Origin of the sequence: Flavobacterium sp., from assembly GCF_027531905.1 — a bacterium.
Taxonomy (GTDB): domain Bacteria; phylum Bacteroidota; class Bacteroidia; order Flavobacteriales; family Flavobacteriaceae; genus Flavobacterium.
The window spans coordinates 24,469-48,359 of the sequence record NZ_JAPZSU010000004.1 but is presented as its reverse complement, the minus strand read 5'-3'; the positions used below and the strand labels follow the sequence as shown (position 1 = coordinate 48,359).

20 protein-coding genes are annotated in these 23,891 nt (G+C 35.6%); 9 read left to right on the top strand and 11 right to left on the bottom strand.

Annotation, left to right across the window (positions count from 1 at the left end):
* Positions 1–165 precede the first annotated feature (165 nt).
* Positions 166–1,707 carry a glycine--tRNA ligase gene (locus O9307_RS01765; protein WP_159689264.1) on the bottom strand — a complete coding sequence of 514 codons (1,542 nt, stop codon included), beginning with the start codon at positions 1,705–1,707 and terminating at the stop codon, positions 166–168.
* A gap of 97 nt (positions 1,708–1,804) precedes the next feature.
* Here O9307_RS01765 and O9307_RS01760 point away from each other — a divergent pair, with 97 nt between their 5' ends.
* Positions 1,805–2,488, top strand: a complete 684-nt coding sequence (locus O9307_RS01760; RefSeq protein ID WP_298294720.1) for a ComF family protein — start codon at positions 1,805–1,807, stop codon at positions 2,486–2,488.
* Positions 2,489–2,657: 169 nt separating this feature from the next.
* Complete coding sequence (locus tag O9307_RS01755) at positions 2,658–3,266, top strand: superoxide dismutase (protein ID WP_064715769.1); 609 nt, start codon at positions 2,658–2,660, stop codon at positions 3,264–3,266.
* A gap of 150 nt (positions 3,267–3,416) precedes the next feature.
* Here O9307_RS01755 and O9307_RS01750 read toward each other — a convergent pair whose 3' ends face one another.
* The 6 genes from O9307_RS01750 to O9307_RS01725 form a co-directional block, all read right to left on the bottom strand.
* Complete coding sequence (locus O9307_RS01750) at positions 3,417–4,187, bottom strand: Bax inhibitor-1/YccA family protein (RefSeq protein ID WP_298294717.1); 771 nt, start codon at positions 4,185–4,187, stop codon at positions 3,417–3,419.
* 134 nt (positions 4,188–4,321) lie between these two features.
* Positions 4,322–5,752 carry a pyruvate kinase gene (pyk, locus tag O9307_RS01745; RefSeq protein ID WP_298294715.1) on the bottom strand — a complete coding sequence of 477 codons (1,431 nt, stop codon included), beginning with the start codon at positions 5,750–5,752 and terminating at the stop codon, positions 4,322–4,324.
* A gap of 5 nt (positions 5,753–5,757) precedes the next feature.
* On the bottom strand, positions 5,758–6,246 hold the full coding sequence (locus O9307_RS01740; protein WP_298294713.1) for an IPExxxVDY family protein: 489 nt from the start codon (positions 6,244–6,246) through the stop codon (positions 5,758–5,760).
* 114 nt (positions 6,247–6,360) lie between these two features.
* Positions 6,361–7,101 carry a ribonuclease III gene (gene rnc, locus O9307_RS01735; protein ID WP_298294711.1) on the bottom strand — a complete coding sequence of 247 codons (741 nt, stop codon included), beginning with the start codon at positions 7,099–7,101 and terminating at the stop codon, positions 6,361–6,363.
* Between the two features lie 6 nt (positions 7,102–7,107).
* A complete protein-coding gene (gene fabF, locus O9307_RS01730; RefSeq protein ID WP_064715764.1) occupies positions 7,108–8,361 on the bottom strand; it encodes a beta-ketoacyl-ACP synthase II in 1,254 nt (417 codons plus the stop codon).
* Between the two features lie 188 nt (positions 8,362–8,549).
* Positions 8,550–8,786: an acyl carrier protein gene (locus tag O9307_RS01725; RefSeq protein ID WP_007137004.1), complete on the bottom strand. Its 237-nt coding sequence runs from the start codon at positions 8,784–8,786 to the stop codon at positions 8,550–8,552.
* 175 nt (positions 8,787–8,961) lie between these two features.
* On the opposite strand from O9307_RS01725, the gene purN reads away from it, so the two are divergent.
* The 4 genes from purN to O9307_RS01705 all read left to right on the top strand — a co-directional run bounded on the left by purN (position 8,962) and on the right by O9307_RS01705 (position 13,051).
* Complete coding sequence (purN, locus tag O9307_RS01720; protein ID WP_298294708.1) at positions 8,962–9,525, top strand: phosphoribosylglycinamide formyltransferase; 564 nt, start codon at positions 8,962–8,964, stop codon at positions 9,523–9,525.
* Between the two features lie 52 nt (positions 9,526–9,577).
* A complete protein-coding gene (gene rnhA / locus O9307_RS01715; RefSeq protein ID WP_298294706.1) occupies positions 9,578–10,057 on the top strand; it encodes a ribonuclease HI in 480 nt (159 codons plus the stop codon).
* A 105-nt stretch (positions 10,058–10,162) separates the two neighbouring features.
* Positions 10,163–11,086: a PfkB family carbohydrate kinase gene (locus tag O9307_RS01710; RefSeq protein WP_298294705.1), complete on the top strand. Its 924-nt coding sequence runs from the start codon at positions 10,163–10,165 to the stop codon at positions 11,084–11,086.
* A 66-nt stretch (positions 11,087–11,152) separates the two neighbouring features.
* Positions 11,153–13,051 (top strand): amidophosphoribosyltransferase, encoded by a 1,899-nt coding sequence (locus O9307_RS01705; protein ID WP_298294703.1) that lies wholly within the window; start codon positions 11,153–11,155, stop codon positions 13,049–13,051.
* Between the two features lie 310 nt (positions 13,052–13,361).
* Here the strand turns inward: O9307_RS01705 and thiL are convergent, their stop codons facing one another.
* On the bottom strand, positions 13,362–14,408 hold the full coding sequence (gene thiL / locus O9307_RS01700; RefSeq protein WP_298294701.1) for a thiamine-phosphate kinase: 1,047 nt from the start codon (positions 14,406–14,408) through the stop codon (positions 13,362–13,364).
* A 105-nt stretch (positions 14,409–14,513) separates the two neighbouring features.
* Between thiL and O9307_RS01695 the strand changes: the two genes are divergently transcribed.
* Positions 14,514–15,446: a 1-phosphofructokinase family hexose kinase gene (locus O9307_RS01695; protein WP_298294699.1), complete on the top strand. Its 933-nt coding sequence runs from the start codon at positions 14,514–14,516 to the stop codon at positions 15,444–15,446.
* Positions 15,447–15,554: 108 nt separating this feature from the next.
* On the opposite strand, the gene lepA is transcribed toward O9307_RS01695, so the two are convergent.
* Positions 15,555–17,351: a translation elongation factor 4 gene (lepA, locus tag O9307_RS01690; protein WP_298294697.1), complete on the bottom strand. Its 1,797-nt coding sequence runs from the start codon at positions 17,349–17,351 to the stop codon at positions 15,555–15,557.
* A gap of 283 nt (positions 17,352–17,634) precedes the next feature.
* Here lepA and dusB point away from each other — a divergent pair, with 283 nt between their 5' ends.
* The gene (gene dusB / locus O9307_RS01685; RefSeq protein ID WP_298294695.1) at positions 17,635–18,627 is read left to right on the top strand and encodes a tRNA dihydrouridine synthase DusB; all 993 of its coding nucleotides are present in this window, start codon (positions 17,635–17,637) and stop codon (positions 18,625–18,627) included.
* A gap of 51 nt (positions 18,628–18,678) precedes the next feature.
* Here dusB and O9307_RS01680 read toward each other — a convergent pair whose 3' ends face one another.
* Positions 18,679–19,878, bottom strand: coding sequence for an ABC transporter permease (locus tag O9307_RS01680; RefSeq protein WP_298294693.1), 1,200 nt, complete (start codon positions 19,876–19,878; stop codon positions 18,679–18,681).
* Between the two features lies 1 nt (position 19,879).
* Positions 19,880–20,272, bottom strand: coding sequence for a 30S ribosome-binding factor RbfA (gene rbfA, locus O9307_RS01675; protein ID WP_298294690.1), 393 nt, complete (start codon positions 20,270–20,272; stop codon positions 19,880–19,882).
* A 429-nt stretch (positions 20,273–20,701) separates the two neighbouring features.
* On the opposite strand from rbfA, the gene O9307_RS01670 reads away from it, so the two are divergent.
* Complete coding sequence (locus O9307_RS01670) at positions 20,702–23,860, top strand: UvrD-helicase domain-containing protein (RefSeq protein WP_298294688.1); 3,159 nt, start codon at positions 20,702–20,704, stop codon at positions 23,858–23,860.
* Positions 23,861–23,891 lie beyond the last annotated feature (31 nt).

The following is a 23,891-nucleotide window of genomic DNA, read 5'->3' as shown; positions in this document are numbered from 1 at the left end:
AAGAAGTGGAATGATAATTTGTTATAAATCATATTTTAATTTTTACATAATAATTAACAAAAATAGCCAAAAGAATAAGAAATAAGAGTTGTTTTTAAGATATTATGTACAAAAAAACTCCTTGTTGAAAAAAACAAGGAGCTTTATATGCATTTTTAAAATTTTTTACATCTTCATCAACCAGTTTTTCATCGATACTTCATTTTCGATGATAGCTTTTAAATCTGCAATAGCTACACGGTCTTGTTTCATTGTATCTCTATGACGAATGGTTACCGTTTGATCTTCTGCGGTTTGATGGTCTACGGTGATACAGAAAGGTGTTCCCAAGGCATCTTGTCTTCTATAACGTCTTCCTACTGCATCTTTTTCATCGTAAGACACGTTGAAATCCCATCGTAAATCTTCAATGATTTGTTTGGCAATTTCTGGTAAACCGTCTTTTTTCACTAAAGGTAAAATAGCTGCTTTAGTTGGTGCTAAAACCGCTGGTAATTTTAGTACTGTTCTTGTTGAACCGTCTTCTAGCGTTTCTTCTTTTAAAGAAGTAGCAAAAACTGCCAAGAACATTCTGTCCAAACCAACTGAAGTTTCAACTACGTAAGGAACATAATTTTGATTCAATTCGGCATCAAAATATTGTAATTTTCTACCTGAATATTCTTCGTGTGCTTTCAAATCGAAATCGGTTCTTGAGTGAATTCCTTCCAATTCTTTGAAACCAAAAGGGAATTCAAATTCGATATCTGCAGCAGCATTAGCGTAATGTGCTAATTTTTCGTGGTCATGAAAACGGTATCTTTCTGCTCCTAAACCAAGCGATAAATGCCATTTCAAACGAGTAGCTTTCCAGTGTTCGTACCATTGCATTTCTTCTCCTGGACGTACAAAAAATTGCATTTCCATTTGTTCAAATTCACGCATACGGAAGATGAATTGTCTGGCTACGATTTCGTTTCTGAAAGCTTTTCCTGTTTGTGCAATTCCAAAAGGAACTTTCATTCTACCTGATTTTTGAACATTCAAGAAATTCACAAAAATTCCTTGAGCCGTTTCTGGACGCAAATATAAATCCATTGCCGTATCAGCAGAAGCACCTAATTTGGTACCAAACATCAAGTTGAATTGACGTACTTCGGTCCAATTCCGAGAACCTGATTCTGGACACGCAATTTCTAATTCTTCGATTAAAGCTTTTACATCCTCTAAATCACCATTACCCAAAGAACGTCCCATTCTTTCAAGAATTTCTCTTTCTTTGGCTAAATATTCTACTACTCTTGGATTGGTCGTAATGAATTCTTGTTCATTGAAAGCCTCTCCAAAACGAACTTTTGCCTTTTCGATTTCTTTTTTAGCCTTAATATTTAGTTTTTCGGCATAATCTTCAATCAAAACATCGGCACGGTATCTTCTTTTAGAGTCTTTGTTATCAATCAATGGGTCATTAAAAGCATCAACGTGGCCTGAAGCCTTCCAAGTGGTTGGATGCATCAAAATGGCAGCGTCGAGACCTACAATGTTCTCGTTCATTTGTACCATCGATTTCCACCAATATTCGCGTATGTTCTTTTTTAATTCTACACCGTTTTGTGCATAATCATATACTGCACTTAAACCATCGTATATTTCGCTTGACGGAAAAATAAATCCATACTCTTTTGCGTGCGAAACTACATTCTTAAATAAATCTTCTTGTTTTGCCATAGTGTTGCAAAAATATAAAAAGTGGATTTAAAAAAAACAAAAATCAACAAGTTTGAATCATCATTTTGCTTATTTTTAGCATTAAATCCTTGATTAGATGCTTAAAAGTCTCATTCATCTTTTTTTTCCTCCGGTTTGCTCGGGATGTCATTCTTTTTTATTGACCAATGAAACGGTCATTTGTACCAATTGTAGGCATCATTTACCGCAAACCCATCATCATTTACAAACAGAAAACGAAGCGTTTAAAAAATTTTATGGTAGGATTCCTGTGATCCATGCCTCGGCGTTTTTATACTTTCATAAAAAAGGAATGGTCCAAGAATTAATTCATAATTTGAAATACCGTGGGCATCAGGAAATAGGCACGCAATTAGGATATTGGTATGCCGAAGAGTTAAAAAACAATGCATTTATCAAAAGTGTAGATGCAATTATACCCGTTCCTATTCATAAAAAAAGAAGGCATAAAAGAGGATACAATCAAGTAGATACTTTTGCAAATGCGTTATCAAGTGTATTAAACATTCCTGTTGAAAATCATATTTTACTCAGAAAGATAGATTCGAAAACCCAATCTAAGAAAAATTTATTGGGAAGAATGGAAGGTATTGACCAAGTTTTTGATGTGGTTTTTGAAGAAAAAGAGCACAACAAACATTTCTTATTGCTCGATGATGTTTTGACAACCGGAGCAACTTTAGAATCCTGCTCAAGAGCGCTTTTGACAATTCCTGGTGCCAAAATAAGTATTGTATGTATGGCTATGGCGCATTCCTGAGATTAAATTTTCCTATATGTTAAAAATCAAAATGACATCTTTCAGTGTATCCTTCAATAAATGAGGTTTTCAAAAACAAAATAGGAATTATAACAAAATTGTTTTTTAAAGTATAAAGTTAATTGTATAAATTTGGATAAATTTTATAAATCAATTAAATTAAGATATCATGGCCTTTGAATTACCTCAATTACCTTATGCATACGATGCATTAGAACCACATATTGATGCTAGAACAATGGAAATTCACCATTCTAAACATCATAATGCCTATACTACTAACCTGAACGCTGCTATTGCGGGAACGGATATGGAGGGCAAAACGATCGAGAATATTTTAATCAATTTAGACAAGACTAATGCTGCTGTTCGTAACAATGGTGGTGGATATTACAATCACAATTTGTTCTGGACTGTAATGTCTCCAAATGGAGGAGGACAACCAACAGGCGAATTGCTTGATGCTATCGAAGCTTCTTTCGGTACATTTGAAGAATTCAAAGCTAAGTTTGCTAAAGCTGGAGCTACACAATTTGGGTCAGGATGGGCTTGGTTGTGTGTTCAAAAAGGCGGTAAATTAGAAGTTTGTGGTACACCAAACCAAGATAATCCATTGATGCCAGGTGTTGGTTGTGGCGGAACTCCAATCTTAGGAATGGATGTATGGGAGCACGCTTACTACTTGCACTACCAAAACAGAAGACCAGACTATATTGAAGCCTTTTTCAATGTAATCAATTGGACTGAAGTAACAAGACGTTTTGTTTTAGAAAAGTAAAAACAATTCGTAACCAAAATAGAAAAGGCTGTCCTAACTTTTGGACAGCCTTTTTTGTATGTAAAAAAGATATAGAAACCTACTGAACCAAATTTTCATATGCAATTTTTAGAAGTCGCAATGATTTTTTTCGGAAGTTTCCTTTTTTAATTAATCTTTACTGGAAAGTTTTGAGAGTAATCTAAGGAACTCTATGTATAACCACACTAAGGTAATAAGTAATCCCATAGCTCCGTACCATTCCATGTATTTAGGCATTCTTTGATTTACGCCTTGATCTATTCTGTCAAAATCTAGGAACAAATTCAATGCAGCAATGATGATTACAAAAACGCTAATTCCAATGCTCATTAATGAATTGTCGTGATGAACGGGAGTAAAACTCGTGAACATTGAAAACAACCAAGAAATTAGGTAATAGGTTGCAATTGCCAAAGTTGCAGCAATAACGACAGATTTGAATTGCTCTGTAACTTTTACAATTTTATACTTGTAAAGGCCTAAACAAACTAAAAAGGTAACAAATGTTGCTCCAACGGCTTGTAGTACAATGCCAGGATATTTAGCCTCAAAAATAGCAGAAATACCTCCAATAAAAAGCCCTTCAAAAACAGCATACCCAGGTGCTAAATAAGGCGATAGATGAGGTTTGAAAGCAGCAATTACTACCAAAATTAGCCCAACGATAGCTCCACCAAAAGCAGGTACGATTGGATTCATATCATTAAATGCCATCCACCAAGTAATTGTTGCTGCGGCTGTAAGCAATAAAAAAAGAATTAGACTTTTGTTTATGGTTCCAGTCAGGGACATTTCGGAGTTATAATCAATGATTGTAGCTTGATGCACTTCGTTAGAATTTCCTTGATTTTTGAATGTTTTGTTGTTTAAAAACGGGTTGTTCGAATTATTAAAAGCCATAAGTGTTGTTTTATAGTTATGGAATGAAAATTAATGAAGGTTAAAGATATAAATACTCCGGATATTTTTAAAGTAAAATATAAATAAAAACGCTCCAAATTTTTGGAGCGTTCTTTAAATCTATACTTTAGGGATTAGGCTATTTCAGATACTCTTAGAGTATTAACCATTCCTTTGTCTTTGATTGGCATAGCTGCTAAATTGATTAAAAAATCTCCTTTTTTCACAAAACCTTTCTCTTTTACGATTTCGTTTACATCAGTAACGGTATCGTCTGTGCTAACATCTTTTGTATACATAAAGGATTTAACTCCCCATAATAGATTAAGCTGTGTCAGAATACGTCTGTTTGATGTAAATACTAAGATGTGTGCATTAGGTCTCCAAGCCGATATTTGGAAAGCAGTATAGCCACTATTTGTCAATGTGCAAATAGCTTTTGCATTGATTGAGTTGGCCATCATCGCAGCATGGTGACAAATTGTTTTAGTAATATAACGATTTGTTTTTATTTGTGGTGTATTTTGAGGAACATTGATCAGTGGTGAATCTTCAACCGCTTCCAAAATTTGTGTCATTTTCTGAATAACTTGGACCGGATAGTTACCTGTTGCCGTTTCTCCAGATAGCATTACAGCATCTGCACCATCCATAACAGAATTTGCAACGTCATTTACTTCAGCACGAGTTGGAGTAAGGCTTGTGATCATTGTTTCCATCATTTGAGTGGCTACAATTACAGGGATTCTTGCCGTTTTAGCTCTTCTGATCAATTCTTTTTGAACCAATGGTACTTCGTGAGCAGGAAGTTCAACCCCTAAATCTCCACGAGCTACCATTAAAGCATCGCAAAAAGCTACAATTTTGTCCATATTCTCTAATGCTTCAGGCATTTCGATTTTGGCAATAATTGGAATTTTGAATTCAGAATGCTCAGCGATTAATTCTTGTAAGTCTTGTAAATCTCTTGGTGTTTTAACGAATGAAAGGGCAATCCAGTCTAATTGTTGTTCAATCGCAAATTTTGCATCAGCAATATCTTTTTCTGTCAAAGCTGGAAGAGAGATTTTTGTATTAGGAAGGTTAACTCCTTTTTTTGATTTTAATTCTCCACCTTGAATAACTTTGGCAAGTACTTCGCTTTTTTTGTCAGTCTCAACGATTTCGAAAATAAGTTTTCCGTCGTCTAAAAGTATTCTTTCCCCTGGATTTACATCGTTTGGAAAGTTTTGATATTTCATGAAAACTTTTTTAGAAGTCCCAAGAATATCTTCTGCCGTAGTAAATGTAATTAAGTCACCTTCATTAACAAATGCTCCTTCTTCCATCACGCCAACACGTAATTTTGGACCTTGTAGGTCGCCTAATATTGCTGTTGTGTATCCAAATTCGTCATTTAGGCCACGAATAATACTGATTTTGTTTTTTACATCTTCATAATCAGCGTGCGAAAAGTTTACTCTAAATACATTAACTCCTGCCTCAATCATGTCTTTGATGACTTCTTTTGTACTACATGCAGGTCCTAGTGTGGCTACAATTTTCGTTTTTTTGTTTGTAAGCATTGTTGTTAAAAAATTAAATTGTTTTTTGATTTTATGGTTTCTGTTTTTACGCTATATACCATACTTATGGTTTCTATAGTGTTTAAATCAGCAACTGTTTTTATTTTATTAAAATTGCTATGACAAGCTTCAATTTTTAAGAAATAGTCTGCTTTTTTTAGTTCAGGTAACAAATATACTTGAGCCGTTATTTCTAGATTTTGATCGAAAAACAGATTGGATTTTTGCTTAGTATCGCTCTGAATTACTTCATTTTTATTTTGAATTAGATGCCAAGTACTGTCTTTTTTGGCATCATAATAAGAGTATTTCGAGAAAAAAGATTTTCCTTCTTTTATATCAATCAAAATGTCTTTTGGACTTCTGCTAAGATTAATGTTTAAGGCAAGATTAATGAAATAAGCCAAACGATAATCCTCCAAAGGAGTATGTATAGCAATGATAGAATAGTCTATTTCTTCAAACTCATCTAAACTTACTTTGTGAACTGCCATTTCAAAAATAAATTAGCAGTAAAGGTACTACTTCTATGGAAGATTTTCTAAGAAAGATTAATATGATTTTGTTAAATCCTTAACGAAAACGATATAGTTTTAAGAAAAATAAGATTATTTCTTGTTTATTTTTTCTTGAAAGGCAAAATAAGCTCTTTGGGCTGCTTTTTCTTCAGCTTTCTTTTTGGAAGTAGCTCTTGCTTTGGCAATTACTTTGTCGTCAATACTCAATCGGACGCCAAATAAACGTTGTCCGTCAATGGCATTGTCTTCAAAAATATCAAAATGAAATATTCTTTTTTCTTTTTGGCACCACTCGATAACCAAGCTTTTATAGCTGATTACTTTGCCTTCTAATCGGCTAATATCAACATAAGGTGTAATTACTCTTGAGTTGATGAATTTTTCACAGAAAACATATCCTTTATCCAGATAAATGGCGCCAATTAAAGATTCAAAGATATTGCCATGAATGTTGTCTCCAAAATGTTGTACCGGAACCTTGCTTTCGATGAATTGGATTAAATTTAAGTCTTTTCCTAGTTCATTTAGGTGTTCTCTACTTACTATTTTGGAACGCATTTTGGTTAAATAACCTTCGTCTCCATAAGGTGCTTTACTAAATAAATAACCAGCAATTACCGAGCTTAGCATGGCATCTCCTAAGAACTCTAATCGTTCATAATTCATAGGATTGCCCTCTTTGTCTACTTTGTTCGAGGAACGATGTGTGAATGCTTTCCGGTAGGATTCTAACTCGGTTGGTGGAAAACCTAATATTTTTTCGAGAGCATTAAAAAAAATCCCGTCTTCGAGAGAACGGGATTTTGAAAATATTTTTTTTAAAATTCGCATACGAAATTAGTCAACTAATTTTTTAAACAATACACAAGCATTGTGCCCGCCAAAACCAAAAGTGTTACTCATAGCCACATTTACCTCTCTTTTTTGTGGTGTATTTAGAGTAAGATTTAGTGATGGGTCGATTTTGTCATCTACAACGCTATGATTAATCGTTGGAGGAATTATTCCATGTTTCATGGCCAAGATGGAAGCAATAGCTTCAATTGCTCCTGCTGCTCCCAACAAGTGACCTGTCATAGATTTGGTCGAATTGATATTGATGGTTTTAGCATGGTCGCCAAACACTGCACTTATAGCTTTTAACTCAGCCACGTCTCCAAGAGGTGTAGAAGTTCCGTGTGTATTGATGTGATCTACGTCTTCTGGATTCATTCCTGCATCTCGAAGGGTGTTTTTCATTACAGCAATAACTCCAATTCCTTCTGGATGTGGAGCGGTTAAATGATAGGCATCGGATGACATTCCGCCACCACCAATTTCACAGTATATTTTTGCACCTCTCGCTTTTGCATGTTCGTAATCTTCAAGTACAAGTGCGCCAGCACCTTCACCTAATACAAAGCCATCTCTCGTGGCATCAAAAGGTCTCGAAGCGGTTTCTGGACTTTCATTTCTAGTAGATAAAGCGTGCATCGAACTAAAGCCCCCCATTCCTGCAATTGTTACCGCTGCTTCAGAGCCTCCAGAGATAATCACGTCACACATTCCTAATCTGATGTAGTTAAACGCGTCAATTAATGCATTAGCAGAAGAAGCACAAGCTGAAACTGTTGTATAATTGGGACCCATATAGCCATTTCGCATCGAAATGTGAGCTGGAGCAATATCTGCAATCATTTTTGGAATAAAAAAAGGATTGAATTTTGGAGTTCCGTCACCTTTTGCATAATACAATACCTCGTCTTGAAAAGTTTCAAGTCCACCAATTCCAGCACCCCAGATAACGCCTACTCTTTGTTTGTCAATATTGTCGTCTGTTAATCCAGCATCTTTAATAGCTTCATCACTTGCGGCAATAGCGTATTGTGCAAATTTATCTAGTCTGCGAGATTCTTTGCGATCCATATAATCTTCAATATTGAAGTTTTTTACTTCACACGCAAATTTTGTTTTGTGTTTTTCGGTATCGTAGTATGTAATTGGAGCAGCTCCGCTTACTCCATTCAAAAGACCATGCCAGTATTCTTGGATGTTATTTCCAATTGGAGTTAGTGCACCTAATCCTGTAACTACAACTCGTCTTAATTCCATAACGTATGTGTTTTGTTAGCTTTAAACAAATAAAACCCACGCATTCTTTTATTGTATATAGAGTACAAAAGAGACATGGGTATTACAATATAAGTATTTATAAGGAGGAAAATCCCTCTCCTAAGTATTAAATTGATTTTAAAAATAATAACACCCGTTTACAAGGAATGCAAACGGGTGAAAATTTATTATTTTTTTGCTTCCTCGATGTAAGAGATAGCTTGACCAACAGTAGCAATGTTTTCTGCTTGATCGTCTGGAATTTGAATGTCGAATTCTTTTTCGAATTCCATAATAAGCTCAACAGTGTCTAATGAGTCAGCTCCTAAATCATTTGTGAAGCTTGCTTCTGTTACAACTTCGTTTTCGTCAACACCTAATTTGTCTACGATAATCGCTTTTACTCTTGATGCAATGTCTGACATAATCTTTAATTTTAGAATTTAATTTGTTGGCAAAAATAAAAAACTTTATTTTAAAACTACTATTTAGTTTATAAATGTATTGCATAAAAACTAAAATTTATTTTAACAAAGGACAATCAAAGCTGTTTTTTTTCGTTTTTTATGTCGTTTTTTGCAAAATAAAATGAGTTGTAACATGAAAAAAATTGTTGTTTTTGCTTCAGGATCGGGAACAAATGCAGAAAATATCATTAAATATTTTTCGAATTCTTCTAAAGCTAAAGTTGTGAATGTCTTCACTAATAATCCATCTGCAAAGGTGATTGAACGTGCTGCAAAATTAGAAGTTTCTTCTCAAATTTTTTCAAATCAAGAACTAAAAGAAGGTTTTTTATTACATAAAATAAATGCTTTTCAGCCTGATTTAATTGTATTGGCGGGTTTTTTATTAAAAGTTCCTCAAAATCTAATTGATGCTTATCCAAATAAAATTATAAATATACATCCCGCATTATTGCCAAAATTTGGAGGCAAAGGTATGTATGGCATGCATATTCACGAAGCTGTGGTTGCTAACAAGGAAAATGAGACTGGGATCACTATTCATTATGTAAATGAAAATTACGATGAGGGAGCGATTATTTTTCAGTCCTCTGTCGCTCTTACTCCCGAAGATACCCCACAGGATGTAGCGGTAAAAATTCATGAATTAGAACAAAAACACTTTCCTACTGTTATAGACAATTTATTAGGTGACTAAACTTTTAAAAGTAAATCATATAAATCACTTAATTAAAAACTAATTTCTCTAAATGTCACATCAAGTTCATATTTATACCGATGGAGCGGCCAAAGGCAATCCCGGTCCTGGTGGCTATGGCGTAGTTATGGAGTGGGTAGGCAAACCTTATAAAAAAGAATTCTATGAAGGATTTCGTTTAACTACTAATAATAGAATGGAGCTTTTAGCTGTAATTGTTGGTCTTGAAAAGCTAAAAAATGAAAACACTTCCGTTTTGGTCATTTCTGACTCTAAGTATGTGGTAGATTCTGTTTTAAAAAAATGGGTTTTTGGATGGGAAAAAAAACGATTTGTTGACAGGAAAAATGCAGATCTTTGGAGGCGTTTTTTAGTTATTTATCGCAAGCATCAAGTAGATTTTAAATGGATCAAAGGTCATAATAATCATCCTCAAAACGAACGTTGCGATGAGTTGGCCGTGATGGCTTCGCAACAAAAGCAACTTTCTATTGATTCTTTTTATGAAAAAGAGGATCAAAAAATGATGTAATAACCTTAAAATCAATGTTTTTTTCTTTTGTTTCTTTGGGACTTGCAATCGTTGCAACTTTACACTTTATAAACTATCTTTGCGCCTTAATTCGAAACACAGCAAATGAATAAATTATTGATTGTTGGAACAGTAGCTTTCGACGCAATTGAAACCCCTTTTGGGAAAACAGATAAAATATTAGGAGGTGCGGCAACATATATTGGTTTGTCAGCTTCTTTTTTCAACTTAAACTCTGCTATTGTTTCTGTAGTTGGAGATGATTTTCCACAAGAGCATTTGGATTTATTAACTTCTCGAAACATAGATATTTCAGGAATTGAAATTGTTAAAGATGGTAAGACTTTCTTTTGGAGTGGTTTGTATCACAATGATTTGAATTCGAGAGATACATTGGTTACAGAGCTTAATGTTTTAGCTGATTTTCAACCAAAAGTACCTCAAAATTTCAAAGATGCTGAAGTAGTAATGTTAGGAAATCTTCATCCATTAGTACAAAGTAGTGTTTTGGATCAAATGGAGACTACTCCGAAACTAGTAGTTTTGGATACTATGAATTTTTGGATGGATTGTGCACTGCCTGAATTGCTAGATGTTATTAAGCGCGTAGATGTAATTACCATAAATGATGAAGAAGCAAGACAACTATCTGGCGAATATTCTTTGGTAAAAGCTGCGGCCAAAATACAGGAATTAGGGCCAAAATATGTTGTGATTAAAAAAGGCGAGCACGGAGCCCTTTTGTTTCATAAAAACGAAGTATTTTTTGCTCCTGCTTTACCATTAGAAGAAGTTTTTGACCCAACAGGTGCGGGTGATACTTTTGCAGGAGGATTTTCTGGATATATTGCTCAAAGTGAAAATATTTCTTTTGAAAACATGAAAAACGGAATCATTTACGGCTCTAATTTGGCTTCCTTTTGTGTGGAGAAATTTGGAACGGAACGAATGGTTGGTTTAGATGCAGAAGAAGTGAATCAACGCTTGAGACTCTTCAAAGCATTGACTCAATTTGATATCGAACTATAATGACTTAAGCTCAGGAAACTGAGCTTTTTTTAATACACAATTTAATACAACACAACAACAAATACCATGAGTGACGCTTTACAACACGAATGTGGAATCGCTTTAGTTAGGCTTCTTAAGCCAATTGAATACTACAAAGAAAAGTACGGATCTGCTTTTTATGGCATCCAAAAAATGTATTTGCTTATGGAAAAACAGCACAATCGAGGACAAGACGGTGCTGGATTTGCAAGTATAAAATTAGATGTTGAGCCAGGTCAAAGATATATCAGTCGAGTGCGTTCGAATCATGCCCAGCCCATTCAAGATGTTTTTGCTCAAATCAACTCGAGAATTAATGATGAACTTTCTGAACACCCTGAATATGCCGATAGCGTTGCGCTTCAAAAAGAGAATATTCCTTATTTAGGGGAGTTGTTTTTGGGGCATGTACGTTATGGTACTTTCGGTAAAAATAGTATCGAGAGTGTACATCCATTTTTACGTCAAAATAACTGGATGCACCGTAATTTGATTCTAGCTGGAAACTTTAACATGACCAATGTTAAAGAACTTTTTGAAAATTTAGTAGAGTTAGGTCAACATCCAAAAGAGATGGCGGATACTGTTACAGTGATGGAAAAAATTGGTCACTTTCTTGATGATGCCGTTACTGATTTGTATCAAGATTGCAAAAATGAAGGGTTAAATAAAAGAGAAGCTTCGCCTGTAATTGCCGAACGATTAAATGTTGCAAAGATTTTACAACGTGCTGCCAAAAATCTTGACGGAGGTTATGCGATGGCAGGGCTTTTAGGGCATGGAGATGCATTTGTTTTTAGAGATCCAGCGGGAATTCGCCCTGCATATTTTTACCAAGATGACGAAATTGTTGTGGTGGCCTCAGAGCGACCAGTGATTCAAACGGTGTTTAATGTATCTTTTGATGAAGTACATGAAATCGATCCAGGAGCTGCTTTGATCATCAAAAAGAATGGAACTGTTTCCATGCAAGAAATTCTTCCAGCAATTACCAAAAAAGCCTGTTCTTTTGAACGAATCTATTTCTCAAGAGGAAGTGATGCAGAGATTTATAAAGAGCGTAAAATGTTAGGCAAACTGGTATTGCCAGCTGTTTTGGAAACCATTGATTTCGATACTGATAACACTGTTTTTTCTTATATTCCTAATACTGCTGAAACGTCTTTCTTTGGAATGGTTGAAGCGGCACAGGATTTCTTAAATCAGCGTAAAAACAATTATATTTTAGCCAATAGAAATACGTTAACAGCTGAGAGTTTACAAGAGCTATTAGCTGTTAAAATCCGAACCGAAAAAGTAGCGATTAAAGATGCTAAATTAAGAACCTTTATTACTGAGGATAGTAGTAGAGATGATTTAGTAGCTCATGTTTATGATGTGACGTATGGAGTGGTTCAGCCAACGGATAATTTAGTGATTATTGATGATAGTATCGTTCGTGGAACTACATTAAAGAAAAGTATCATTAAAATGATGGATCGTTTGAATCCAAAGCGTATTGTTGTGGTTTCTTCAGCACCTCAAATTCGCTATCCAGACTGTTACGGAATAGACATGGCCAAGTTAGAAGGGTTAATTGCTTTTAAAGCAGCTTTAGAGTTGCTTAAAGAAAGAAATCTATATCATATTGTCGATGAAGTATACGTTAAGTGTAAAGCTCAAGAGAACTTTAAAGATATTGAAGTGGTAAATTATGTTACCGCCATATATGAGCCATTTACGCCTCAAGAGGTTTCTGATAAGATTGCAGAAATGTTAAGTTCTTCTGAAATCAATGCAGAAGTAAAAATTATTTTCCAAACCGTTGAGAATTTACATATAGCTTGTCCTAAAAATTTAGGAGATTGGTATTTTACAGGTGATTACCCTACCCCAGGAGGAAATCGCGTGGTCAATCGTGCATTTATGAATTTTTATGAGGGTAAAGACGCAAGAGCGTATTAAAGAAATCATAAAATCTGTATTTAATCGGATTTTTTTGCATTTCATCGAAAAAGATTGTTAGTACTATAGCTTTATAGTAAGTTTACTAAACCATAATATTAGTAGGTTAAGTTTATGGTAGATTTGGGGCAAAAAGGGTGGAAGAGATTCCACCTTTTTTATTTTTAATGTTAAAGTGTTTTGTTTCTAATAAATTTATTGCTTTTGTATTGATTTTTTAGAATTATTTTAAGAGTATTTTTTTAGACAGGTATAATAAAAAAAGAGTCGTTTTCAATTAAGAAAACGACTCTTTTTTTTGCTAAAATGATTACTCACTCAAGGCATTCCAGCCTCTTGCTTTTAATTGAATTTTTGTATTTGCACGAGTAACTAAGTGAAGGCCTTCACCTGGTTCTGTCATGTGTCCAATAATTGTAAAGTTTGGGTTTCCTTTAATTTTATCAAAATCAGACATTGCTATAGTAAATAATAACTCATAATCTTCTCCACCGTTGATTGCGATAGTTGTACTATCAATGTTGAATTCCTCACAAACAGAAATAAATTGAGGGTCTAATGGTAACTTGTCTTCATACAAATTGCACCCCACATTAGATTGTTTGCACAAATGCATGATTTCAGAAGAAATACCATCAGATACATCAATCATTGCTGTTGGTTGTATTTCTAAAGCGTGTAATAAGGTACGAATATCGGTTCTTGCTTCTGGTTTTAGTTGTCGCTCAATCAAATAAGTATAGGTATCTAAATCAGGTTGTGAATTTGGATTTACTTGAAAGACTTGTTTTTCTCTTTCTAAAACTTGAAGTCCCATATATGCAGCACCAATATCTCCAGTCACTACTAATAAATCGGTAGCTTTGGCTCCGTTTCGATAAACGATTTCGTTTTCATCTGCTTCACCTAAAGCGGTAATGCTAATAATCATTCCTTTTTGAGAAGAAGTGGTATCGCCACCTATAACATCAACTTTGTATTCTTTGGCAGCTCGTGCAATTCCTTCATATAATTCTTCTAAAGCTTCTAAAGGAAATCGATTGGAAACGGCTACCGAAACAGTGATTTGTGTAGGTTTGGCATTCATGGCACAAATATCAGAGAGATTAACTACAACTGCTTTGTAGCCCAAATGTTTCAGAGGCATATAAGCCAAATCAAAGTGTACTCCTTCAATTAACAAGTCGGTTGAAATTACTGTTTTTTTTGTGCCAAAATCTAAAACAGCTGCATCGTCACCAATTCCTTTTAATGTTGATTCTTGGTTAATTTCAAAGTTTTTTGTCAAATGGTCGATTAACCCAAATTCACCTAATTGAGCAATACTAGTACGTTGAGGGTTTTTATCTTCAATCATGTTTATTTATGGTTTTAAAAAGGCAAAGGTACAAAGAATTAATTGCCAAGTATGCTTCGATTTTCATTGAAAATATGCATCTTTATGTAATTAAAAATTGAAAGTATGAAAGCATTCGATATAGTGACCCTAACGGTCAACCCAGCAGTTGATAAAAGCACAAGTTTTAAAGGATTAGTAGCCGAACAAAAAATCCGTTGCGAAATCCCAAGATACGACGCTGGAGGTGGCGGAATCAACGTCTCTAAAGCGATTGCTCGTTTGGGAGGTAATTCTATGGCTTTATTTACTTCAGGTGGAGCAATAGGGCAATTGTTGGAAGAATTAGTAGCAAAAGAAAATATTGCCAGTGAGGCTGTTGTTGTTGAGAGTTGGACACGAGAAAGTTTTGTGGCGGTAGATACGAATACCAACTCACAATACCGATTTGGATTTACAGGAGGTTCGTTAAAACAAGAAGAAAGTGAGCGATTTTTAGCAAAAATTGCTGAGTACAAACCCAAATTTTTGGTCGCTAGCGGTAGTTTAAATGAAGGTTTGAATGCCGATTTTTATCAAAAAGTAGCGCATATTGCTAAAGAGAACAACTCAAAATTAATTATTGATACTTCGGGAGAAGCTTTAGAAAAAGTCCTTGAAGTTGGCGTTTATTTAATCAAACCAAATGTTGGTGAACTAGCCAAGTTAATTGGAGAAGAGCGACTAGAAATGGAAGAAGTAAATGAAGCAGCCAAGCAAATTATAGCCAAAGGAGGTGCGGAAATAGTAGTGGTATCCCTTGGTCCACAAGGCGCTGTTTTGGTGACCAAAGATCATTATGAGTTTGTTCCTGCTCCCAATGTTGCTAAAAAGAGTACAGTAGGCGCTGGTGATAGTATGGTAGGAGGAATGGTATGGGCACTTTCTCAAAATAAACCCTTGAAAGAAGTCATTCGTTGGGGAGTAGCTTGTGGTTCAGCTGCCACGATGAACGAAGGTACCCAATTATTCAAAGGCTCGGATGCGCAGCGTTTGTTTGATTGGCTGAAGGATAAATAAAAGCCCCCTAATCCCCAGAAGGGGAAATTAGAAACAAAAAACCTGATAACTTTTACATCGTCAGGTTTTCTCTTTATTCTATTTTCTATATTCTTTTCTCTAAAAAAACTAGTCGTTCAGTTTAAGAACCGCCATAAACGCTTCCTGTGGAATTTCTACATTTCCTACTTGGCGCATACGTTTTTTACCTTTTTTCTGTTTTTCCAATAGTTTACGTTTACGAGAAATATCTCCACCGTAACATTTGGCGGTAACGTCTTTACGCAAGGCTTTTATGGTTTCACGAGCAATGATTTTAGCTCCAATTGCGGCTTGAATCGGAATGTCAAATTGCTGTCTCGGAATCAACTCACGCAATTTTTCGGTCATTTTTTTACCAATCGTGTATGCGTTGCTTTCGTGAATTAGTGCAGAAAGCGCATCCACTTGATTAGCATTTAATAATACATCCAATTTAACCAATTTAGAAGTACGCATTCCAATAGGAGAGTAGTCAAACGAAGCATATCCTTTAGAAACTGTTTTTAATCGGTCATAAAAGTCGAATACTATTTCGGCTAATGGCATATCAAAGTTTAACTCCACACGTTCCGTAGTCAAATACGTTTGGTTTGTGATAATACCTCGTTTTTCAATACACAAACTCATTACGTTACCCACGAAATCAGACTTGGTAATGATAGTTGCTTTGATATAAGGTTCCTCTACACGGTCCAGTTTTGATGGTTCCGGCAAATCGGATGGATTGTTAACGATAATAGCTGTTTCAGGCTCTTTTTTGGTATACGCTAAATAAGAAACGTTCGGAACCGTAGTAATTACCGTCATATCGAACTCGCGCTCCAATCGCTCCTGAATAATTTCCATATGTAGCATTCCTAAGAATCCACAACGGAAACCAAATCCTAAAGCCGCCGAACTTTCAGCCGTAAATACCAACGAAGCATCGTTTAGCTGTAGTTTTTCCATCGAAGCTCTAAGTTCTTCAAAATCTTCTGTATCTACAGGGTAAATTCCCGCAAAAACCATTGGTTTTACGTCCTCAAAACCTGTAATCATATTGGTGGTAGGAGTTTTGGCATCTGTGATGGTATCCCCTACTTTTACTTCTTTGGCTTCTTTAATTCCAGAAATCAAATACCCAACATCCCCAGTGGAGATGATGCTTTTTGGCACCTGATTCAATTTTAGAGTACCTACTTCATCGGCAAAATATTCATTGCCAGTAGCCATAAATTTTATCTTTTGCCCTTTTTTGATTTCTCCATTCACCACACGGAAAATAACTTCAATCCCGCGGAAAGGATTGTAATGTGAATCAAAAATTAAGGCTTGTAAAGGTTCTTCTTTGTTCCCTTTTGGAGGTGGAATTTTTTCGATAATGGCCGCCAAAATATTTTCGACACCAAAACCTGTTTTTCCAGAGGCGTGAATAATATCTTCTAATTCACAGCCCAACAAATCGATAATATCATCGCTTACCTCTTCAGGATTAGCGCTTGGCAAATCGACTTTATTTAAAACTGGAATAATTTCCAAATCGTTTTCTAAAGCCAAGTATAAGTTAGAAATCGTTTGTGCTTGTATACTTTGAGCCGCATCAACAATCAAAAGCGCGCCTTCGCAAGCGGCTATCGAACGAGAAACTTCATACGAGAAATCCACGTGACCCGGAGTGTCAATCAAATTCAAGATATATTGTTCGCCTTTGTAGGTGTATTCCATCTGTATGGCGTGACTCTTAATGGTGATGCCACGTTCGCGCTCCAAGTCCATATTGTCCAACAATTGAGCTTTTTCTTCACGAGCGGTAACCGTTTGCGTAGCGCCTAACAATCGGTCAGCCAGCGTACTTTTTCCGTGGTCAATGTGTGCAATAATGCAAAAATTTCTTATATGTTTCATTTTCAATAAATATCAATACTGTATAACTTGCCGAATCAAAATTGGGGCGTGCCGGCAGAAAAAGCCGTCGTGCTATCCGCTATATCTTTTATTCCGCTATCGCTACATAAAAGGATGCCGCTACTATCACTCACGCAAACCCTGCTAAACGACAATTAATCTGCAAATATACGCTAAATTCAATAGCTTCAAAGCCAACAACAACCATATCTAGTAAGTCTTTCAAAATTACCTTTTTATCCTTTCATTTAAAAAGCGTAATTTTGCGCCAAATTTCCAGAATATGATCAAAATTGGCAACATAGAACTTCCAGATTTCCCTTTACTTCTTGCACCTATGGAAGACGTAAGCGATCCGCCTTTTCGCAGATTGTGCAAAATGCACGGAGCTGATATGATGTACTCTGAATTTATTTCCTCAGAAGGTCTAATTCGCGATGCCATCAAGAGCCGAATGAAGTTGGATATTTTCGATTACGAACGTCCCGTTGGAATACAAATCTTTGGTGGTGATGAAGAAGCGATGGCATTATCTTCCAAAATTGTTTCGACCGTAAATCCAGATTTAATCGATATTAATTTTGGTTGTCCAGTAAAAAAAGTCGTTTGTAAAGGCGCAGGCGCAGGCGTTTTAAAAGATGTCGATTTGATGATTCGTTTGACCAAAGCGGTGATTGATAGCACGCATTTACCTGTAACCGTAAAAACGCGTTTGGGTTGGGATGATAGCTCCATCAATATTGATGAGGTGGCCGAGCGTTTGCAAGATATTGGTGTGGCTGCATTGAGTATTCATGCTAGGACTCGTGCCCAAATGTACAAAGGCCATTCCGATTGGTCACACATTGCTCGTGTCAAAAACAATCCAAGAATCACCATGCCAATTTTTGGAAATGGCGATATCGATTCTCCAGAAAAAGCATTAGAATACAAAAACAAATACGGTGTTGACGGGATTATGATTGGTCGTGCCGCGATTGGTTATCCTTGGATTTTTAATGAAATCAAACATTTCTTTAAGACGGGAGAACATCTGGCCAAACCCACCGTTGCTGATAGAGTAGAAGCGGTTCGCAACCACTTGATTTGGGCTATGGATTGGAAAGGCGAACGTCACGGAATTGTAGAAACAAGACCACATTATACCAATTATTTCAAAGGAATTCATTCGTTCAAAACCTACAAACAACAATTGGTTACTCTTGATAAACCTGAAGAATTATTCGCAGTTCTTGACGAGATTATCGACGCTTATTCTGGGTATGAAGTGGTATGATTTTACCTCTAACCCTAACAGGGTTTTAAACCCTGTTAGGGTTACAAAATGTTACTCTAATAACTTTTTACTCACACGACTACTAGCAATCAACGAAGCCAAAAAGCCAAGGGTGATAATGGTCCCCATTACAATAGCGATGTTTTCAAAACTAAAAACGACTGGATAAGCCAATGTTGGGGTAATCATAATCCACTCGAATTGTTGTTGCAATAGCACAATTACGATGCCCAAAAGCAATCCAATAATTCCGCCATAAACACTCAATAAAGTCCCTTGAAGCAAGAAAATATTGCGAAGGCTCTTGATTTCGGTTCCGAGATTGAATAAGGTTTTCAGATTGCCTTTTTTGTCCAAAATCATCATAATCAAAGCGCCAATCAAGTTAAAAAGCGCCACGACAATCACTAAAGTAAAAATCAAATACACCGCGATGTTTTCGGTATTCAACATTTTATAAAGCGACTCGTTCAATTGCGCTCTGTTTTTTAACGTGATTTTATTCTTGAAAATCGTTTGTAATTGCTCAATTACATCGTCTTCATCCGCATTTGGCCGGAGTTTAAATTCAATTCCCGAAATTTGATTGGGTTGATATTCGAGTAATTCTTGCGCCAAGCTTAAATCGGCAAAAACATATTTTGAATCCAAATCTTCACTAATCGAATAAATCCCAATCGGAATCAAATCCGTTTGATTGAAGGCTTCTGATGGAATATTAATCGTACCTTTTCCCGGTCTTGGCACCATAACTTCTAGAGCCGTATTATAATCAAACAAACCCATCGAGAATTTTTGCGCCATTCCGTATCCCACTACAACTTGATAGGTGTTGGGTTGCAGCCATTGCCCGTTGTACAATTTTTTTTCAATGGCGTTTACTTTGGTGAATTGCGTGTCTACTCCTTTCAAATAAGTCACTTCTTGCTTGTCTGCAAACGTAAAAAGCACTCGTTCTTCAATAATCTTGGAGAACGAAGCGATTCCAGCTATTTTTTTGATATCTTGATTTTGTTGGGGAGTAACAAAAAACGATTTGCCAAGGGTGGGCGTCGCTTTTAAATCGGGGTCAATTTCGTTGGTAAACGAAAGGCTAAATTCTTTCAAACCGCTAAATACCGACAGCACCACAAAAAGCGCCATAGCACCCACAATAATGCCCAAACTAGCAATACGATTGATGATGTTAATAGCGCTATTTTTGCTATTACTTCTAAGGTATCTGTGCGCGATGTAAAGCGGAAAATTCAATTTAAAACTGTCTGCGTTTTTCTAATAAATCTCTGTTTTCAATAGGATTTTCTTGATTTTTCAAGGCATTGTCGATTTTCTCGATATAATCCAACGAGTCATCAATAAAGAAAACCAAATTAGGAACTCTACGCAATTGCAAACGAACACGTTGCGACAAATCGTGTTTAATCAAGTTGGTATTCGTTTTTATAGCTGCCAAGGTTTCTTGTGCTTTTTCTTGAGGAAAAATACTTAAATGCACCGTAGCTACCGATAAATCTGAGGTTACCACTACTTTGGATACTGAAATTACTAAGTTAGTAACGCCATTTTTTCTCACTTCACCTTGCAAAATGTCCACCAAATCTTTTTGGATTACACCGCCTATTTTTTTCTGTCTATTTGTTTCCATACTGCAAAAATACTACTTTTAAGCTTTATTCGAACAAATTTTCAACGTAACAATCCTGATTCTAGAATAATCTGATTGGTAATCAGGAGCTATTTCCTGCTGTACGCTATATCTTTGCTGCCGAACCCCGGCAGCAAAGGATGCCGCTTCCATCAGGGCTATGGTTTAGGATAATCGAGAAGTTTTATTTATTGTTCGACATTTCCAACAGTTTGGTGAAATTCAAATAAAAAAATAACCACATAGAGCAATAGATTGCAGTTTATGAAAAAGAATAAATAGAAATAGTTCTATTTCACACAAGTATACTATGTGAATAGTAAAACGTCTATCTTTTCTTTTACGCATTATAAATTCTATGTTTCTCCCTATGTGGTAAAAATAATTTCACCTAAAGGGGAATAAAAGTTTATTAACAACAAACATACTATGCAAAACACTTCCTTTTCAATTTATGACGCTTCTGCTGGCTCGGGGAAGACCTATGCATTGGTCAAAGAATACCTCAAAATTATTTTGGTAGCCCCCAAAAACGATGCCTATCGCCATATTCTAGCCATCACTTTTACCAACAAAGCGGTGCAAGAAATGAAGAGCAGGATTGTAGGTAGCCTATCCGAATTTGCCAAAGAAGAACCAAATACCAAAGCGCTTGATTTAATGCAGGATTTGGCTATTGATACTCAGTTGTCTTTGATTCAAATCAAAACCAAAGCGCAACAAATCATCAAGCATATTATTCATAATTATGCGGCTTTTGATATTTCTACCATCGATAAATTTACCCATAAAGTCATTCGCGCTTTTGCTCTCGATTTGAATCTCCCGATGACTTTCGAAGTGACCTTGGATACCGAAAATTTATTAATCGAAACCGTAGATGCCATTATTGCGCAAGCTGGAGAAGATAAAACCCTAACGCAATTACTCATCGATTTTACCATGGAAAAAACCGATGATGATAAGTCTTGGGACATTTCAAGAGAAATTTTAGAAACTGGTAGATTGGTGCTTAATGAAAATAATCGAAATGAAATCGCCCATTTTAAAGACAAAACAATTCCAGATTTTGTAGCTGTTAAAAAGAAATTAATAGCTATTAATAAGCAACTAGAAGCAGAAACAGTTGTGGTAGCACAATCGATTTTGGAACAAATAGAAACGAACGGAATTGATGTAAAATCTTTTTCGAGAGGAACTTTTCCAAATCATATCAATAGCATTGTTGACAAGAAATTCAATCCAAAAAACAAAATGTTTAATGGTTTAGAAGATGTCGCCATCAACAAAACTGCCAAAGATCGAGCAATTATCGAGACTTTACTCCCTGATTTTTTGAGTCAATTAGCTTCCATTTATAAAACCTTTGAAAAGATTAATTTTTATAAAGCGTTCCTCAAAAACATTACTCCTTTGTCTTTGTTGAACACGGTAAGTAATGAATTGGCCAAAATTCAAGAAGAACAAAATGTGCTTTCAATTGCCGAGTTCAATGCAATTATTCATCGAGAGATTCAAAACCAACCTGCGCCTTTTATTTATGAGCGGTTGGGAGAGCGTTATCGCCATTTTTTTATCGATGAGTTTCAAGATACTTCCGAAATGCAATGGCAAAATCTCATTCCGCTAATTGATAATGCCTTGGCGGGTCAAGATGATTATGGCGTAAAAGGAACTTTGATGATTGTGGGCGACCCCAAACAATCCATTTATCGTTGGAGAGGAGGAAAGGCAGAGCAATTTATCGCTTTGAGCAAAGACCATAATCCGTTTAGCAATCCAGATAAACAACTGATTCACTTGGATAAAAATTATAGAAGTTATTCTGAAGTAATTGACTTTAATAATGCTTTTTTCAAGATGTTATCGGCTGAATTTACCAATGAAGATTACAAAGATTTATACGAAAATCACAGCCATCAAAAATCGAATGATAAAACGGGAGGCTATGTAAATATCTCTTTTATTCCTCAGTCAGTCACTAATGAGGAAGAGGAGGAAACACTTGATAAAACAGAATTGTATGCTTTGGCAACATTGCAAACGATTCAAAAAGTAATCGCTCAAGGTTTTGAATACAAAGACATTGTTATTCTTACCCGAAAACGAGAACAAGGAATTGCGGTAGCGAATTATTTAACGGAACAAAACATTCCGTTGTTGTCTTCAGAAACTTTGATGATTCAAAACGCCACCGAAGTCCGTTTTTTGATTCATTTATTGAAGTATTTGAACAATAGCAATGACTTAGAAGCTAAGGTGAATTTTTTGTATTTCATTGCCAAAAACAAACAAGATGTATTCGCTGTCCCTGATTGTATCGCACAAGGAATGGCATTGTCAAACGAAGCTGATTTTGAAGGTTGGCTGCAACAGCAATTCGGGGTACAATTTTCATTTCAAGACATTCGAAAAAAAGCTTTGTATGAAGCAGTTGAGATTAGTATTGCTAAGTTTCTGAATGCAGCAAACAGCAATTCTTATGTGCAATATTTTCTAGATATTGTCTTAGAGCGAGACATTCGCAATCAAGCTGGAATAGCAGATTTTTTACTGTTTTGGGAGAAAAATGGTTCCAAATTCAGTATTCCTTCTCCAGAAGGTAGTAATGCAGTCCGAATAATGACCATTCATAAATCCAAAGGGCTGGAGTTTCCAGTGGTAATTATGCCTTTTGCAGAAGAAGATTATTTACGGAAACCCAAAGATAAACTCTGGCTCGATGCCGAAAAAGAAGAGCTTGGCTTAGAAAAAGTCTTGGTAGATAATAGTAGTGCGGTTGAGGGTTTTGGTGCAGAAGCATCATTGGTTTACAATCAAAAGAAAGAAGAAGAATTGTTAGACAATATCAATGTGTTATATGTGGCATTGACTAGGGCAGAAGAGCAATTGTATATTATTTCTAATATGAATTTATCCAATAAAGGTGCTTTGCCTAAGAATAATATGTGTACTTTTTTTATTAATTATTTAGAAAGCAAAAATCAATTTGATAGCGAAAAATTAACCTATGAATTTGGTTCTGCTACCAAGCTTTCAAAATCTGTAAAACATATCGATTCTACCAAGTCAATTCCAGTGATGAAAGCGTTTTTAGATCCTAAAAATATCAAGATTGCTCAAAAAGAAGCCTTGATGTGGGGTACGCAACAGCAGGAGGCTATTGCTTACGGAAACGTGGTGCACGAAATCTTATCACTGGTAAAATATCAAAAGGATATAGAAAAGGCCGTTGAGATAGCTTTGGCAAATGGTTGGATTCATTTCGAACAAACAGCAACGGTGACGCAAACGATTCAAGCCATTGTATCACATCCTGAGTTGGAGGGGTATTTTGAGGAAGGGAATCAGGTTTTTAACGAACAAGCCATTATTCAAAAAGAAGGAAAAACAATGAAACCCGACCGAATGGTTTTGAAAAGGGGCAATGAAATGCTGTTGTTGGATTATAAAACAGGAGTTCATAATGTTAAATATCAGCAGCAACTGGACAATTATCAAGATGCTATTGAGAAAATGGGATATAAAGTAGTTAAAAAGGTATTGGTATATATCGGATTAGCAATCGATATAGTAAATTTGTCATAAAAACTAAATTTAGAATATTAAAACACATACT

Excerpts from the sequence above, each read along its gene's own strand:
- O9307_RS01765 (WP_159689264.1), bottom strand. The coding sequence starts at position 1,707 with ATGGCAAAACAAGAAGATTTATTTAAGAATGTAGTTTCGCACGCAAAA.
- O9307_RS01760 (WP_298294720.1), top strand. The coding sequence starts at position 1,805 with ATGCTTAAAAGTCTCATTCATCTTTTTTTTCCTCCGGTTTGCTCGGGA.
- O9307_RS01755 (WP_064715769.1), top strand. The coding sequence starts at position 2,658 with ATGGCCTTTGAATTACCTCAATTACCTTATGCATACGATGCATTAGAA.
- O9307_RS01750 (WP_298294717.1), bottom strand. The coding sequence starts at position 4,187 with ATGGCTTTTAATAATTCGAACAACCCGTTTTTAAACAACAAAACATTC.
- pyk (WP_298294715.1), bottom strand. The coding sequence starts at position 5,752 with ATGCTTACAAACAAAAAAACGAAAATTGTAGCCACACTAGGACCTGCA.
- O9307_RS01740 (WP_298294713.1), bottom strand. The coding sequence starts at position 6,246 with ATGGCAGTTCACAAAGTAAGTTTAGATGAGTTTGAAGAAATAGACTAT.
- rnc (WP_298294711.1), bottom strand. The coding sequence starts at position 7,101 with ATGCGAATTTTAAAAAAAATATTTTCAAAATCCCGTTCTCTCGAAGAC.
- fabF (WP_064715764.1), bottom strand. The coding sequence starts at position 8,361 with ATGGAATTAAGACGAGTTGTAGTTACAGGATTAGGTGCACTAACTCCA.
- O9307_RS01725 (WP_007137004.1), bottom strand. The coding sequence starts at position 8,786 with ATGTCAGACATTGCATCAAGAGTAAAAGCGATTATCGTAGACAAATTA.
- purN (WP_298294708.1), top strand. The coding sequence starts at position 8,962 with ATGAAAAAAATTGTTGTTTTTGCTTCAGGATCGGGAACAAATGCAGAA.
- rnhA (WP_298294706.1), top strand. The coding sequence starts at position 9,578 with ATGTCACATCAAGTTCATATTTATACCGATGGAGCGGCCAAAGGCAAT.
- O9307_RS01710 (WP_298294705.1), top strand. The coding sequence starts at position 10,163 with ATGAATAAATTATTGATTGTTGGAACAGTAGCTTTCGACGCAATTGAA.
- O9307_RS01705 (WP_298294703.1), top strand. The coding sequence starts at position 11,153 with ATGAGTGACGCTTTACAACACGAATGTGGAATCGCTTTAGTTAGGCTT.
- thiL (WP_298294701.1), bottom strand. The coding sequence starts at position 14,408 with ATGATTGAAGATAAAAACCCTCAACGTACTAGTATTGCTCAATTAGGT.
- O9307_RS01695 (WP_298294699.1), top strand. The coding sequence starts at position 14,514 with ATGAAAGCATTCGATATAGTGACCCTAACGGTCAACCCAGCAGTTGAT.
- lepA (WP_298294697.1), bottom strand. The coding sequence starts at position 17,351 with ATGAAACATATAAGAAATTTTTGCATTATTGCACACATTGACCACGGA.
- dusB (WP_298294695.1), top strand. The coding sequence starts at position 17,635 with ATGATCAAAATTGGCAACATAGAACTTCCAGATTTCCCTTTACTTCTT.
- rbfA (WP_298294690.1), bottom strand. The coding sequence starts at position 20,272 with ATGGAAACAAATAGACAGAAAAAAATAGGCGGTGTAATCCAAAAAGAT.
- O9307_RS01670 (WP_298294688.1), top strand. The coding sequence starts at position 20,702 with ATGCAAAACACTTCCTTTTCAATTTATGACGCTTCTGCTGGCTCGGGG.